The organism is Microcoleus sp. B3-A4 (assembly GCF_036705385.1).
Classification (GTDB): domain Bacteria; phylum Cyanobacteriota; class Cyanobacteriia; order Cyanobacteriales; family Microcoleaceae; genus Microcoleus.
The window spans coordinates 1-14,814 of record NZ_JAUBUI010000024.1; the positions used below are offsets into that span (position 1 = coordinate 1).

A 14,814-nucleotide genomic window follows, 5' to 3' on the forward strand; every position below is an offset into this window, starting at 1 on the left:
GGGCAATTAATAATTAAATGGGGTCGCAAAATCAAAAATAAGGGTAATGCTTGTATCACAGTTTAAATGTGCAACAGCTTAGCGCAAGAAGTCGCTCCAGCGTACCTAGGATTGTAAACGTATAAAATCAGCGATTCAATAGTTTATTTAATAAAGATTCCAGCCGCCTGACTCAAAAAGTTTCTATTTGAGTGGCGATTGCCCGAAACCTGTAATTAATAAATCCGCCTCGGCCTGAGCGCGAAACTACAGACCGTGAAGTTCACAAATTACTACGCTCTGGTAAAATATTACTTGGTGTATCGCGATTTGTTGAGGAAAAGGATAGGTCAGAATTTCTAGACTTTCTCTGTGTTCTCTGCGTCCTCTGTGGTTAAATCATTCCGATGCATGCAACCTGCAACGATATTACCACTTAGCAATTTCACATCTAGCTATTTTGAGGGAAATTGAGTAGACAAAAGCGATACCAAATAGGCGTATTTTATGGTATTGTTGAAGCTGCGATCTGGTTTAAAACAATGCTGTTGAGGATTTGAAATTTATAGTTTATAGATTGAGACAACGGGAAAATGAGGTAATTGAGAAAAAGGTAATTGGCAATTGGGAAGCGCTAGCCCGGGTATCTCACTTACTTGAGAACCGCTATAGTCACGTCCTCCCACTATACTCTTCTCTTCATAAAAATTTTAAAATCGGAACAAGACAAGAATGTTATATTGTTGCCAAAGGAATTGACGCCAGGGAAAAACTGCGATGAAACTCAATAACCGATCCGAGAGAGCAAAATTTTCGGCTGTCGCTATTGCTACTAGCATTTTATTCGGTGCAGCCACTGCTACAACAGTTCGTATAGCCAATTCTGGCGGAACCTCCGAGGAACAAAAAGTGACAGCATCTGTGGCGACAGGAGCTGGAATCTTTACTGGAGCAGGTATCCTCGCAGCCTATTTTTTTTATGATAATCGCCGTTATCGCTGCAAACTCAGCTCAACGTCACAAAAAAGCTATCGATATCAAGCAGAATTTGGTTGCGGGCCCCTAACAAACTTTGACGCTGGTATTGCTGAGGTCAAAACTCAACAAATAGCAAGTTCAGAAGCAGTTGATATTCCTCCAAGTGTTCGAGAAACATCTTTCACCTCGAATTCTCAAGAGGTCGCCTCTAGTGCCGATTTAGAAAAAAACCCACTGTTATCAAATTCCAGTGAAATTGATGCCCCCATGGAAGATGGGCAGAAACCTGTGGTTAGGGAGACAGACAGTGCGGACAAACAGATAGAACCAGAGGTTGATGTTTCTGTAACGCGATCGCCCTTGTGCACTCAGGCAACAGCATTAATTGAAAAAATTGTAGAAAAAGGAATTCAAGGAAAAATTCGCTCCAAAGAACAGATTTATCAAATGTTGGTAGAAAATATCACGATCGGCACAAGCGAAATATTTGAACGCTGTTTGGCCGCTCGCATAGAGGCTACCCAAAGACAAATAGACCAGGTTACAACCTCTCCTCACCTGTTCCCCCGACAGACAGCGGAAATGCAAAAAGAGCGACTAATCCGCAGTGCTAAGATTTTGGAGCAGATCCAAGGAGAATACTTGCGATGGCAAAAAGAAATTAGATCGGCAGAAGAGATCGTAAGAGTAACTCAAGAAATTCTCGCAGCGCCTGCGATCGCTCGGTTCATCGTATTGTTGCAAGCGATCGATCCCAACCAAACTTATGTCTTAAACTTTGAGGAATTGCAGCAACTGAGTCAATCCTTAAAGCAAGCAGCCGAAGAAGTCGGCGAGGGCGATCGCGAAACGGTGGAAGCACTAGCTGCTGGCATCAATAACAGCTTGGAATCCTTGCAAGAACTAGATACTTATTTAAGTAGCTGGATATACGACCAACCGGCCAATCGCCACCAACTAGGATATCATCAGGAAAGTACCAAACTCCGCGAACCTTGGGAAACCTGGCGTCAACACGTCACCAGTCCTCTGTTGCAGCACTTATTTTCGGATCTCGCGGGCGATCGATTGCCTTTAGAGAGCGCCACTGAACCCCCTAGAAGCTTGAGGGCTTGGGTGGAACTGGCGATCGTCCTTCAGCGGTTGCAGCGAGGACTGGTAGCATGGTTTGAGAAACAGCCCTACAGCTCAGAAGGGGGTAAAGCTTGCTCGATTAGTACCTTTCTGACATTCACAGTCATTTGGTTTCAGCTATCGTGCGCCTGCGATCGCGCTACCCAAATTCCTGTAAGCGATCGGCAGCAATTAGCCAAGGCTTGTTTTCAAATGGTGTTGCAAATTCTCCGCACCTTTGCCCAACGAGCATACTTTCCTCTCTACGGCGGGGTTTTTGCCCTATTTTCTAAGGATTATTTGCGCGATGCCCTCGAATACCTCGACGCACCCCTGCAAGAAGTAGCAGGCACTCAAGAAAAGGCTCGAATTTTGACACTCTTAGGCTATTCCCAGCACCTTTTGGGAAAATATGAAGCAGCAAATTCATTTCACGAACAAGCCCTAGAAATTTCGCGCAGTGCAGGCGATCGCATCTGTGAAATCGCCAATCTAAACCACAAGAGTCGCATCTGCATTTCCCAAAATAATTATGCTGAAGCAATTAATTACAGTCAAAGAGCGTTGATTCTTTCTCGTCAAGTCGGCGACAAGTTGGGAGAAACAAATGCTCTAGCCAATTTTGGTTATAGCGAAGTTCTTTCTGCCCAGCAGAAACGAATGGAGCCAGAAGTGTATGAAACTGCCATTGAGTACCTCAAGCAAGGTTTGAAGCTGTCGGAAAAATTAATCGACTATCAAAGTCAAGCTCTCTGCTGCAACAGTCTCGGCATTGCCTACACTGTTTTAGAACAACCTCAAACGGCTATCGACTACCTGGAAAAAGGCACTCAATCTGCTCGATTTTCTGGCGATTTATACCTTCAGGGTTTTAACTTTGCTTACTTGGCAGAAGCTTATTATGCCATCAGAAATCTGGACAAAGCTGTTGGCAACGGCTGTTTAGGGATGTATATATTAGAGCGAATTACTGCCCGCGATTGGCGTAAACCTGCTGGTTTAATGACTATTGTGAAGGGACAAATTGGGGAAGCTGGTTTTCAAAATTTATTAAGGGCAAACCGTCCTAAAATGATGCCTATTATCGGTTTTGATGGATGCGATCACATCCCCCAACTGCTGGAACAGTACAAGCAATCCCTCGATTAAGTTAATAGTTCACCTTTTATTGTTGGTCATATCATTTCCGGTTGCATCGGAATTAATATTACCCGAAGTCAGGACACGGCAGTGCCGTTTCCCTACAATTAATCCGGGTAGGGAAACGGCATTACCGTGTCCTCTATATCATTCCGGCGCAGCCGGAATTGATATCACTCGTGCTTAGTAAAGAACGATAGAGGTTTAGAAAACTTAACTGTTTGCGGGATTACCGCGATCGGGTAAAATATAACTTGGTGTATCGCTATTGAGTGAGGAAAAAGATATGTCAGAATTTCTAGACTTTCTCAGACATCAGTTTGCCTACGTTGCCATTGGCGAATTTAAACCGGGAAAATTTAAAGAAGCCGAAGAACTTTTTGAAAAAGCCGTTGCAACTTATGCTACAGGTTTTAAGGGAGCGTATTTGCTGCAATTGCCCAATACAGACAAAGGTATTGCCATCATTTTTTGGGAAAGCGTAGAAGAGATGGCCGCCAATCAAAGCGAAGCTTATCAGGAAATATTAAAGCAGATGACGCCTTTGTTTGCGAAACTTCCAGACACTGATGTTTATGAAATCGTCAGTGAAATTCAGCCCAAAAGTGAATAATTAAAAATCCTGCAACCGGCGAGTCATTCCCATACCCATCGGCGTCTTTCGCCCCACTCCGCTGTACAGTGCAAAATCTGCTAAAGTGTTAATTTGCTTGATAGTAGCAGGAGCTATATCTCCCATAATTCGGTAACTAATATCGCCGACGCAGCCAATAAATTTACTGCGAGAATCCGTACTAACTTCAGTTCGGATATCGAAGAAACTGGGGAAAATAGCTTCTGTGAAACTAGGTTCGATCGCAATCCTGCTGTATTTGTTCCAGCGATTCGCTAAACTGCCGAAAATACTCTCACGAGTGGGCATAGCACTATCGTATACACCTTGCCGAAAATTCGTAGGAGTGCAAAAAGTAAAAGCAATTTGGCGCTCAGTTTCCGAAGATCTCTCGAACAATTCGGCGTAAGTACAAAAGTTTACCCAAGGCTGGTTTGATTGCGGTTCGCTCAAAATATTTGTAATGTATATATTTGTCGGCCCGAGATGCCAAGGGTTCTCGAAATTAAGTTGCTGCCAAAGTTGAGTTAGGCGATCGAACAAACCGTCATCCAGCAGAGAAATTCGCCACCAAATCGGCGTATTTTCCTGAATAGCTTGCTTGTGCTCCCATTGTACAGCCGGAGATATTGTGCGCGAAGCAGGAGGCAAAACTCTCTTTTGCGGCTGCGGCGTACTGGTTTTGTAAGGCTCTTTTCTCCTTACTTGGAAAGGGCTTAAAGTGAAAGCTTTTTCCTGAGATTGGTCGTGCAGGTATGCGCTCAAATCGCTGTCTACAGCACTCACAAGGTTCAAAAATAAAGCGTGGAGATGCCGTCCCGTTAAAAACTGGGATGGAATTGGCGCAACTGGTCGCAGGTTTAAAACAAGGCTGTAGGGCATTTTAAAATTTATATAAGGTGTCTGTATAGATGTTCAGCTAGTATTAATACTACAGCTAAGTTGCAACTTAGATTAAGGAATTTAAATCACATAAGGTACACAGTGTGCACCCTACGTTTACGACAATTTGTGGGTCGTGTCCACCTACATTTAGGTTGTAATATTGAGGCAAATCTCTGTGCGGCAAATTTTTAGGCGATCGAGATTTCTGGCGACAAATAAACGTCTTGGATGGCGTGGAACAATTTTACGCCTTCTTCAAAGGGACGCTGAAAAGTTTTGCGGCCGGAAATTAAGCCACATCCCCCAGCGCGCTTGTTGATTACCGCCGTGCGAATTGCTTCTGCAAAATCGCTTTTCCCTGAAGCACCGCCGGAGTTAATTAAACCCATCCTTCCCGCATAACAGTTGAGCACTTGATAGCGAGTTAGATCGATCGGGTGCTCCGTTGTCAAATCCGAATAAACGCGCTTGTCTGTTTTGCCGTAACTGTGGCCGCTAGCTTTAGCCACAGCTTCGTAACCGTTATTGCACTCTGGCAATTTCTGCTTGATAATGTCAGCTTGAATTGTTACTCCCAAGTGATTGGCTTGCCCGGTTAAATCGGCTGCAACATGATAATCTTTATCTTGTTTAAAGATATCGTTGCGGAGATAGCACCACAAAATTGTCGCCATTCCGTATTCGTGGGCGTGAGCAAAAGCCTGACTGACTTCTTGGATTTGTCGCGTCGATTCCGGCGAACCAAAATAAATTGTTGCTCCCACTGCAACCGCTCCCAAATTCCAAGCTTGCTCGACGGTCGCAAACATTACTTGGTCGAATTGATTGGGATAAGTTAGCAACTCGTTGTGATTGAGCTTGACAATAAAAGGGATTTTATGCGCGTATTTGCGAGATACGCTTCCCAAAACTCCCAGCGTTGTCGCGACAGCATTGCAGCCAGCAGAGATTGCTAGTTTGATGATGTTTTCGCTGTCAAAATAGATGGGATTCGGTGCAAAAGAAGCGGCCGCCGAGTGTTCGATTCCTTGGTCTACCGGCAGGATGGATAAATAGCCGGTATTTGCCAAGCGTCCGCTAGAATAGAGTTGCTGAAGCGATCGCAAAACTTGGGGAGATCGGTCGGTTTGAGCAAAAATGCGATCGACCCAATCCGGGCCCGGCAGGTGCAACAAATCTTTAGAAACTTTTGCTTGATGGGTGAGCAAGTCTTCGGCTTCGTCGCCAAGCCAAGATTCGATCGAACTGGGAACTGATAGTGTAGCTGTCATACAGATTTCCCTCTCAATTTCAATTGCAGGCTGATGATTGCAGACATTAACCTTGCTGATATTGTAGCGAAAAAATTATATTTTCCATCCCGTCAACGATCGACCCAGTTTTTAACAAGTTAGCGACAACAGCAACTAGGACGCGCTACTCTATAATAAGCTGGCAGTTCAGCCGGATCTGCGCTGCCAGCGATCGCCGATCGACTCACCACTTTGCCATCACAATGTCACACACTTACTTTGATTCTGAAAACGGTCACAAATCCTTCGAGATGCCCGGTGCCAGACCACACTACAACCCCGATCGCCCCGGTCAAGTAGAGCATATTTTCCTCGACTTAGTGCTGAATATTCCCAAACAAAGCTTTCGCGGCACTTGCAGCATCCGCCTCAATCCAGTCCGCAGCGGCATTGACAAATTAACCTTAGATGCGGTAAACCTCAACATTGAATCGGTAAAAATTGGCGAAACCGAGCAAAATTTCGACAGCGACGGCGAAGTGCTGCAAATTCAACTGCACGAACCAACAGAAGCTTACCAACCAATTACAATTGCGATCGAATACTGGGTCGAAAAACCCCAACGCGGTCTCTATTTCGTCGGCCCGGACAAACACTATCCAGACAAACCAACACAAGTTTGGACTCAAGGCGAAGACGAAGATTCCCGCTTCTGGTTTCCCTGTTTCGACTATCCTGGACAACTCGCTACTTCAGAAATTAGAGTGCAAGTTCCGAGACAACTATTTGCTATTTCCAACGGCGAATTAATTAGTACAAAAAACCAAGGCGACGAAAAAATTTATCACTGGTTCCAAAGCCAGGTACATCCGACGTATTTAATGACCTTAGCAGTCGGAGATTTTGCCGAAATTAAAGACGAATGGAACGGCAAACCAGTTAATTATTACGTGGAAAGAAGCCGCGAAGCAGACGCTAAGCGCAGCATGGGCAAAACGCCTCAAATGATTGAATTTTTCTCTCAAGCATTTGGCTATCCTTACCCTTTTCCCAAATACGCTCAAGTCTGCGTCGATGATTTCATCTTCGGCGGTATGGAAAATACTTCCACAACTTTGCTGACAGATAGGTGCTTGTTAGACGAACGTGCCACCCTCGACAATCGTGGCACTGAAAGCTTAGTCGCCCACGAATTGGCTCACCAGTGGTTCGGTGATTTAGTAGTAATTAAACATTGGTCTCATGCTTGGCTGAAAGAAGGCATGGCTTCTTATTCCGAGGTGCTGTGGACTGACAAAGAATATGGCAAAGAAGACGCGGCTTACTATATGTTAAATGAAGCCCGCAATTATTTAGCTGAAGACAGTTCCCGCTACCGGCGCCCGATCGTTACTCACGTTTACCGCGAAGCCATTGAATTGTACGATCGCCATTTGTACGAAAAAGGCGCTTGCGTCTATCACATGATTCGCGCCGAGTTGGGCGACGAATTATTTTACAAAGCAATTCACACTTTTGTGCGGGATAACGCTCACAAAACTGTAGAAACGATCGATTTGCTCAGGGCGATAGAAAAGGCTACCGGTCGCAATCTCATGTTTTTGTTTGACCAGTACGTTTATCGCGGCGGTCATCCAGATTATAAAGTTGCTTATTCCTGGGATGGCGACAGCAAATTAGCAAAAGTTACTGTCACCCAAACTCAGGTAAAAGATAGCAAAAATGGCAACGGCAACAGCAAAGAGGTTTTTGACATAAAAATTCCCATAGGCTTCGGTTACAAGCCGGAAAAAGATGCAGAAGATAACAGTTATGCCCGTTCTACTGCTAACCTAAAAACTTTCACAGTCAGAATATACGAACGCGAGCAAAGCTTCTATTTTCCCCTAGAAGAAAAGCCGGCGTTTATCAGTTTCGATGTCGGCAATAGTTACTTAAAAACAGTCGTTTTAGAGTATGGAGTTGCCGAACTCAAAGCTCAGTTGCAGTTCGATCCAGACCCAGTTTCCCGGATTTACGCTGCCCACGCTTTGGCGAAAAAGGGAGGACTAGAAGCGGTGAAAACGCTGTCAGAAGTTCTCAAGAAAGAGCCGTTCTGGGCAGTACGGGCCGAAGTGGCCGGTCAGTTAGCTGAAATTAAACTCGACCAAGTTTTTGAAGGTTTAGTAAGTGGTTTAAAAGATAAAGATGCTCGTGTTCGTCGCGCTGTGGTGAATGCGCTGGGTAAAATCCAAACTCACGAAACTTATAAAGCGCTGAGGTCGATCGTCGAAAAAGGCGACGACAGCTATTACGTAGAAGCAGCAGCAGCGAGTGCTATGGGCTCCATTGCAGGGGCTAACCCCGACGAAAAACCGACCGACGAACAGGTACTGAAAGACTTAAAATTGGTGCTGAAAGAGCGTCAGGGCTGGAATGAGGTAGTGCGATCGGGTGCGATCGCAGGTTTGGCGCAAATGAAAACTTCTGAAGATGCGCTGAATCTAATTTTGAAATACACAGCCGCGGGTACTCCGCAAGCTTTGCGCTTGGCTGCAATTCGATCTTTGGGCACAATTTCGACTGGTCAAACCAAGGTCAATTTAGAACGGATTTTGCAGCGATTGGCAGAATTATCTAAAGAGACGTTTTTCTTGACTCAAGTCTCTGTAGTAGTGGGATTAGGACAAATGCAAACTCGCAAAGCCATTCGCATTTTGCGTTCTTTAGCTGACCAAACCCCCGATGGCCGCGTTCGCCGCATGGCTGATGAAGCTGTGCAAAGAGTGCAGAAAAATGTTGGTTCTGATGCAGCGGTAAAGCAGTTGCGGGAGGAATTAGACCAGGTGAAAAAGGAGAATCAAGATTTGAGGAGTCGGATGGAAAATTTGGAGGCTAAGGCGAAGAAAGATTAGGTGTAAAACCCCATACCGGCGCAGATAAAGGCAGATATTGGCGATCGGCTTTTATCTGCTTGTCGGTAGAGGATTTCGCGCAGTTATTATAATAATATTATTATTGTTCAGCGGGAGTGCATGGCAATTTCCTTTCGACAGACAGGAAAAGCCAAATATGTTTATTCTCCACTTTATTGCTGTCTCAACTTGGGAAGTTTCGAGAATCAGGATGCTGTTTTTATTTTTTAGTTGTAAACCGTTCAGGAGGTTACAGCAGCTTTTGTAGCCACTAATATTGCAGAAATCATGAGTATAAAAATCGCTTTACTGGTTGATCAATCGGGGGTAATTCCCTATCGCATTCAAGACGGAGAAATTGAAGTAATGCTGATTACTTCTTCGGCTAGCAAGCGCTGGGTGATTCCCAAAGGATTAATTGAACCTGACATGACTTCCCAAGATTCCGCCGCCAAGGAAGCTTGGGAAGAAGCAGGTTTGTTGGGTAAAGTATTCCCGGATTTGCTGGGAACTTACGAGTATCAAAAGTCCGGCTATACTTGTCAGGTAGAAGTATTTTTAATGCAAGTGGAAGCAGTTCTAGAAATTTGGCCGGAAGCTAGCAAGAGAAAGCGGCAGTGGGTAAGTATTCCTAAAGCAATTAAGCGGGTTAACGAACCGGAACTCAAACTCATTTTGGCGGATTTGCCGAATCGGTTCTGGTGAAGAGTCATCGGTAAGGGCGGGTTTACCAATAGTTTGGTTTTCAACCATAAATTCGGGTGAACTCGCTAAAAGAACAACATGAGTGAAGACTATATGCTGTAAGATTCTGGAGATGCGATCGCCCGGAGCCATCTCCTCTGATGACCCACATAAACCCAATTAAAATTCTCTCCCTGAATGACCTGCGCGATAACAAGCCCGAACGTCCAGGCTGGTCAAAGGTAAAGGCTTAGGTTTTGACTTTTGGCTTGGTTCGCTCGAAGATCCAGGCACGCTATTTCAGCGCAAAGCCCGCTTAGAAGTCTCCGGGATTCGTAAAGGTTCTGACAGCATTATTCAAGCCAGAGTTAACATCAAATTAGAACAAATCCGCCCTTCAGATGACGTAGCTCCTGGCTATGTATCTGTAATTGAGTTCGGTACTCCCAAAGCACGGATCGTCAAAAAATGCAGACCGTAGAAGCCCTTCACCACGAAGCAATGGAACTGGTCGATCGAGCCGTTCTCGCCCGTCAGTGCGGTGATATCGACCAAGTGACTGCACTCACCAGAGCCGCCTTTGCGAAAGAACGGGCGGCAGCGGATTTAGTAGCAAACGAATGGGATTTTGAGCCTACTCGTTCTATACTGCATCGGAGCGCCGCCGTACTTGCCATTGAGTGTACCCAACTCCGGGAAGCAGAACGGCTGATTGGACGCGCCCTCGCAGGCAACCCTCCCACGGACATTGCTGATGAACTGCGTGACCTGCTTATAGAAGAAATTTACTCGCAGCGCCAAGCGATTGGAGCTTAATTTATTTAGGCGTTAGCTGATAGAAAAGGAATGCTTTCGGCTAAGTTATCCTTAACTTCAATTCCCTGTTTTCTCGCCCAAAACTGGCTCAAAAAGTGAATTTGTCGCAAGCCGACAACTAAATTTAAACCCGGTACAAAAATCCACCAAACGGTTAGCGGTTCTTTGATTCCTTCTTGGCGGTACAATTCGTTAACTGTCTTGTAAAGTTTGAACTGCACGATGTAAATCCAAGCAATACCTAGCAAGGAAAACCAACCAAACCATCCGGGAACGTCAGGATCGAATATCCGCAAAGCTTGGGGGACGGCTACTCCTAAAACAAAGGGAAGCAAGCAAAGAGTTCCCGACCAACCGCTGCCGTTATAGCGACGCAATTCTTCTTGAATAATCCATTTGTACCATCCGTAATATAGCAGCAAGCTGACTCCAGACAGCAAAATTACTCGCCACAAAGAGCGCGGTTTACCTAAAGGTTTGTCGGACATATTTAAATGTAAGATATGAATGGCTATCTTGATTGTATTAACATTTGTTAATTATTGCAAAATCATTTCTCGAATCGATCGCGCTGTTGCAGGGGCCAGCAGAACACCGTTGCGATAGTGGCCGCTGGCGATGAAAACGCGATCGTTACCGGGAAGCGTCTCGATAATTGGGGCCGGCCGCCCTTCCGGACGCGGGCGCAATCCCGACCATTTCCTGATGATTTCAGCTTCTGCTAAGGCAGGACAAAGCAAACTCGCCCTCGCCATCACTTGCGCCAACATATCAGCATTCGCCTGAATTTCCCCGCCATTTTCAGAAAACTCCACTGTCGCCCCCACCCAATATTCCTGATTTCCCAAAGGCACAATGTGAACGTCATCGCACGTAATTACCGGCCTAAAATCTGGGTTTCCTAAAGGCTTGGCCGATCGCAAATGCAGCGCTTGTCCCAACACCGGGCGAATGTCAACCAACTGATTTAACGATGCAGTCACAGCAGCCGAACCCAAACCAGCCGCCACAATTAGTCGATCGAACTCCAAACTAGCAGCAATCTCCGCTGCTTCAACGGGCACGCCAAACTCAAAAATTACCCCATTTCGTTCAGCAGCATCAACCAAAGCCAAAGTTAGCGCCGTCGGATCGACTTGCCGGTCTTGAGGCGAATAAATCGCAGCAATAATGCGATCGTTTAAAGAGAGATGAGGGCAGCGATCTCGCACTCGTTCCACATCCCAAAGTTCCAATTGCCAACCTTGAGAACGGCGAGTTGCTATCAAATTTTCCCACTTAATTAAATCCTCTCCCTCCGAACAAAGCATTAAAATTCCTTGTTTGTTAAAAGGAATTTTTCGCCCCGTAACTGCTTCCAATTCGGGAATCAAAGTTTCGTAGCGCTGAAGGCTGGTTTCCCTCAACTGCCAATTTCGACCCTTAGTTTTGTGGCTGATAACTCCCATCAAAACACCGAGTGCAGCGCCCGTAGAACCTTGTGCCGGCGGCTGTTTGTCGAACACAGTAACTTTCAGTTCTGAAAATTGACTTAGTTCAAAGGCGATCGAAGCCCCAATAATACCGCAACCAATAATTGCAACGCGAATCATTCAATTTTAGATTTTAGATTTTAGATTTTAAATTTTAGATTTTAAATTTTATAGAAGTTTTTCGTATGGTTCTGAGCGCAAAGCGTGTCAAATTAACAGTAAAATCCTCTGTTTTTCTCGTTTGTCTCGAAGTCTCGATCCCCCTAAATCCCCCTTATTAAGGGGGACTTTGAATGCTCTGCCCCCCTTTTTAAAGTGGAGTTTGAATATTCTTGCCCCCCCCTTACTAAGGGGGGTTAGGGGGGATCTAGACTCGACTACAAGCGATATTTATTATGGGTTTCAGTCTTAATTTGACACCCATCAATTGCCAAGCCTACAAACCCCTAAAGCTATTAAGCTTTAGGAATTAGCTGCAAAAAGGTATCGAAATCATTGACAGCTTTTTGATAGCTGGCCGTGACTTTTGCATAGTCAAGCTCTTTAGCAGCAAGATCGATGTTAACCAACTCGCTAAACAAACTCTTAGTTAAATCAACAGCTTGTTGTTGAGAACTAGGCAACAAACTCGCAGAGACGGTTTTCATGGTGTTCCGCAAGTCGCCTAGAGGCCCGTGAATGTAAGTTCTGGTATCAACCCAATTTTGTTTTTGAATTAAGGTTCCCAGTTTATCCATGCGCGATCGGAACTCGGTCAGAGTAGGAACATAGCGCTGAATTTGCTGGGTCTGAGCTGCTGTGTAAGTCGTTGGAACTTTTGCTTCGACACTGCTGCAACTAACCAGAAATGCCATCAAAAACGCCATCATCAAGGCAAAAATTGAACGGGGACGAGTCATATCGATTTTAGATTTTAGATTTTAGATTTCTCGTTTTCTGGCTCTGCCTGGGAATGCAGCTCGGCGAGGAGCTGGTTCACTGACCTAGCACCGAGAGTTATGTACAAAATATTATTTTACCTCCTGGCGGCGCAGAAAAGTGATCACAGAATTGCCAACTTTTTCTGACCAATGTTCTTGAGGATAATGCCCCGCTTGTTCCAGTGTGACTAACTCTGCATTTGGCAGGGAACCGACTAGCTTTTGAACTGGTTCAACACTCAGCCAAGGATCTGTCAAACCCCAGACAAATAAAGTTGGTCGAGTCCATCCTTTCAAGCCGGATTCAATTTCAGCCATTGACTGCGGCAATTGAATATTGCGGACTGTATTCATCAGCGATCGACCTGCATCCGAGCTCTTCAAAAACGGGCGGCGGTAAACATCTAAATCTTTGTCTGATATTGTCTTGCCGCTGCCACCTTCGAGAGTTCTGTCAACCAAAAGCGGGTCTTGCGTCATCATGTCGCCAATAAAAGGCAGTCCCAACTGCTGCATTTTCCAAGGCAATTTGATATCTGCTGAAACTGGTGTATTTATGATGGCTAGACGATCAATTTTATCGGGATTGCGTAAAGCGTATTGAATGCCGGCTGAAGCTAAAAATCCTTGGACAACGAGGGAAAAGCGGTCTAATTCTATAGCTTGAATAAAGCCAGCGAGGGCGTCAACAAAAGCATCGGGAGTGTAGGCAAAGTCGCGCTTGTCTGGTTTTGTCGATCGCCCGTAGCCCACCCAATCAGGGGCGATCGATCTAAATCCCTGTGCAGCCAAATCCGGCATAATTACAGTCCAGGTAAAACTCTGGGACGGCAAACCGTGCAGCAGCAGTACGGGCGGTTTACCAGTTTCGTTAACCGGATTTGTTTCCCGATAAAACCATTGCAGCGGGCCTACTTCAACTATCTTCTCATCAATTAACATTATTTTACTGGTTATTTATCAAAGAATAAGGCGGGGAATACCCGCCCTACTTACCTAATAGTTGGGTGTGCATAGAACACCTTACCCAACTAATTACAGCCGCGTTTAGAAATTCATTTCAGCAGCTTGAACTTTTTCGACCTGTTTCTTCTTGAGAACCAGCATGATTTGAGCCAGCATGGTTATAGCCACGAAAGCCATCAATCCTTTAACTCGACCTGCACTTTGCAGCACAATCTCCACGTCTTTTTGACCGAAGCCGCCCACATTAGGATTGTTCGTCAAAAGTTCGCCTGCTGCAACTGTTTGTCCTTCGGAAACAATCAGTTCTGGGCCTGCAGGAATCGTATCAACAACGGCTGCACCTTCGGCAGGTTGAATTGTCACTTGATAACCGCCATCTTCAGGTTGAGCAATCTTAGAAATGGTGCCAGCTACCGAAGCATTGTAAACAGTATTATTGCTCTTTTCGCCAGTAGGATAAACCTGACCGCGACCGCGGTTGCCACCAACATAAATTTGGTATTTGCCGTAGTGAACGGACTTGTCAGTTTCGGGATTCGGCGACAAAACTGGGAATACCAATTCTTTGTACTGTTCTCCCGGTACTGGGCCCACTAAAACAATATTTTCTTGGGTTTCGCTGTAAGGTTGGAAGTAAAGATCGCCGACTTTTTCCTTCATTTCTTCGGGAATTCTGTCAGCGGGAGCAATCTTGAAACCTTCGGGCAACATCACTACAGCGCCTACATTCAAGCCGCTTTTGCTGCCGTCGCCGCCAACTTGTTGAACGTTAGTATCGTAGGGAACTTTGACAATAGCTTCAAAGACCGTATCTGGCAAAACAGATTGCGGTACTTCAACTTGAGTCGGTTTTGCACCGAGGTGACAGTTAGCGCAAACAATGCGGCCTGTTGCTTCGCGGGGAGTAGCGGGTGCAGTTTGCTGAGCCCAGAAAGGGTAAGCAAATGCTGCTTGGGGAAGTGCGATATCGCTGGTGAGGAAAAATCCTGCAGCGGCGATCGCAATTAAGGCAGTTTTCGCGATCGTCCTGGCACTGCGGCGAAATATCGCAGATAAATTAGTTTGTGGCATTAGAGTATTCAATCTCAAAGGTCAGACAATTTTGGATTTTGGATTTTGGAT

General features: G+C 45.4%; 12 protein-coding genes. 5 read left to right on the forward strand and 7 right to left on the reverse strand.

Annotation, left to right across the window (positions count from 1 at the left end; all coding sequences use genetic code 11):
- The first annotated feature begins 756 nt into the window (after nucleotides 1-756).
- Both QUB33_RS12330 and QUB33_RS12335 read left to right on the forward strand, forming a co-directional pair.
- Nucleotides 757-3,219, forward strand: a complete 2,463-nt coding sequence (locus QUB33_RS12330) for a tetratricopeptide repeat protein (protein ID WP_333350745.1) — start codon at nucleotides 757-759, stop codon at nucleotides 3,217-3,219.
- 277 nt (nucleotides 3,220-3,496) lie between these two features.
- Nucleotides 3,497-3,823 (forward strand): antibiotic biosynthesis monooxygenase, encoded by a 327-nt coding sequence (locus QUB33_RS12335; protein WP_190661662.1) that lies wholly within the window; start codon nucleotides 3,497-3,499, stop codon nucleotides 3,821-3,823.
- On the opposite strand, the gene cas6 is transcribed toward QUB33_RS12335, so the two are convergent.
- A complete protein-coding gene (gene cas6 / locus QUB33_RS12340; RefSeq protein WP_333350747.1) occupies nucleotides 3,824-4,705 on the reverse strand; it encodes a CRISPR-associated endoribonuclease Cas6 in 882 nt (293 codons plus the stop codon). It abuts the gene before it with no gap.
- 191 nt (nucleotides 4,706-4,896) lie between these two features.
- A complete protein-coding gene (locus QUB33_RS12345) occupies nucleotides 4,897-5,979 on the reverse strand; it encodes a class I fructose-bisphosphate aldolase (protein WP_333350749.1) in 1,083 nt (360 codons plus the stop codon).
- 224 nt (nucleotides 5,980-6,203) lie between these two features.
- On the opposite strand from QUB33_RS12345, the gene QUB33_RS12350 reads away from it, so the two are divergent.
- The 3 genes from QUB33_RS12350 to QUB33_RS12360 all read left to right on the forward strand — a co-directional run bounded on the left by QUB33_RS12350 (nucleotide 6,204) and on the right by QUB33_RS12360 (nucleotide 10,334).
- A complete protein-coding gene (locus QUB33_RS12350) occupies nucleotides 6,204-8,834 on the forward strand; it encodes a M1 family metallopeptidase (protein ID WP_333350751.1) in 2,631 nt (876 codons plus the stop codon).
- Between the two features lie 288 nt (nucleotides 8,835-9,122).
- Complete coding sequence (locus QUB33_RS12355) at nucleotides 9,123-9,539, forward strand: NUDIX hydrolase (protein WP_333350753.1); 417 nt, start codon at nucleotides 9,123-9,125, stop codon at nucleotides 9,537-9,539.
- 447 nt (nucleotides 9,540-9,986) lie between these two features.
- Nucleotides 9,987-10,334 (forward strand): hypothetical protein, encoded by a 348-nt coding sequence (locus QUB33_RS12360; RefSeq protein ID WP_333106549.1) that lies wholly within the window; start codon nucleotides 9,987-9,989, stop codon nucleotides 10,332-10,334.
- 5 nt (nucleotides 10,335-10,339) lie between these two features.
- Here QUB33_RS12360 and QUB33_RS12365 read toward each other — a convergent pair whose 3' ends face one another.
- The 5 genes from QUB33_RS12365 to petA all read right to left on the reverse strand — a co-directional run bounded on the left by QUB33_RS12365 (nucleotide 10,340) and on the right by petA (nucleotide 14,763).
- Entirely contained in the window at nucleotides 10,340-10,822 is a 483-nt protein-coding gene (locus QUB33_RS12365) for a hypothetical protein (protein WP_333055292.1), read from the reverse strand.
- 51 nt (nucleotides 10,823-10,873) lie between these two features.
- Nucleotides 10,874-11,926, reverse strand: coding sequence for an FAD-dependent oxidoreductase (locus QUB33_RS12370; RefSeq protein WP_333350755.1), 1,053 nt, complete (start codon nucleotides 11,924-11,926; stop codon nucleotides 10,874-10,876).
- A gap of 335 nt (nucleotides 11,927-12,261) precedes the next feature.
- Nucleotides 12,262-12,705 carry a photosystem II protein PsbQ gene (psbQ, locus tag QUB33_RS12375; protein WP_333158745.1) on the reverse strand — a complete coding sequence of 148 codons (444 nt, stop codon included), beginning with the start codon at nucleotides 12,703-12,705 and terminating at the stop codon, nucleotides 12,262-12,264.
- 111 nt (nucleotides 12,706-12,816) lie between these two features.
- Entirely contained in the window at nucleotides 12,817-13,668 is an 852-nt protein-coding gene (locus QUB33_RS12380) for an alpha/beta fold hydrolase (protein ID WP_333350758.1), read from the reverse strand.
- A 105-nt stretch (nucleotides 13,669-13,773) separates the two neighbouring features.
- On the reverse strand, nucleotides 13,774-14,763 hold the full coding sequence (gene petA, locus QUB33_RS12385; protein ID WP_333350760.1) for a cytochrome f: 990 nt from the start codon (nucleotides 14,761-14,763) through the stop codon (nucleotides 13,774-13,776).
- Between the last annotated feature and the right edge of the window lie 51 nt (nucleotides 14,764-14,814).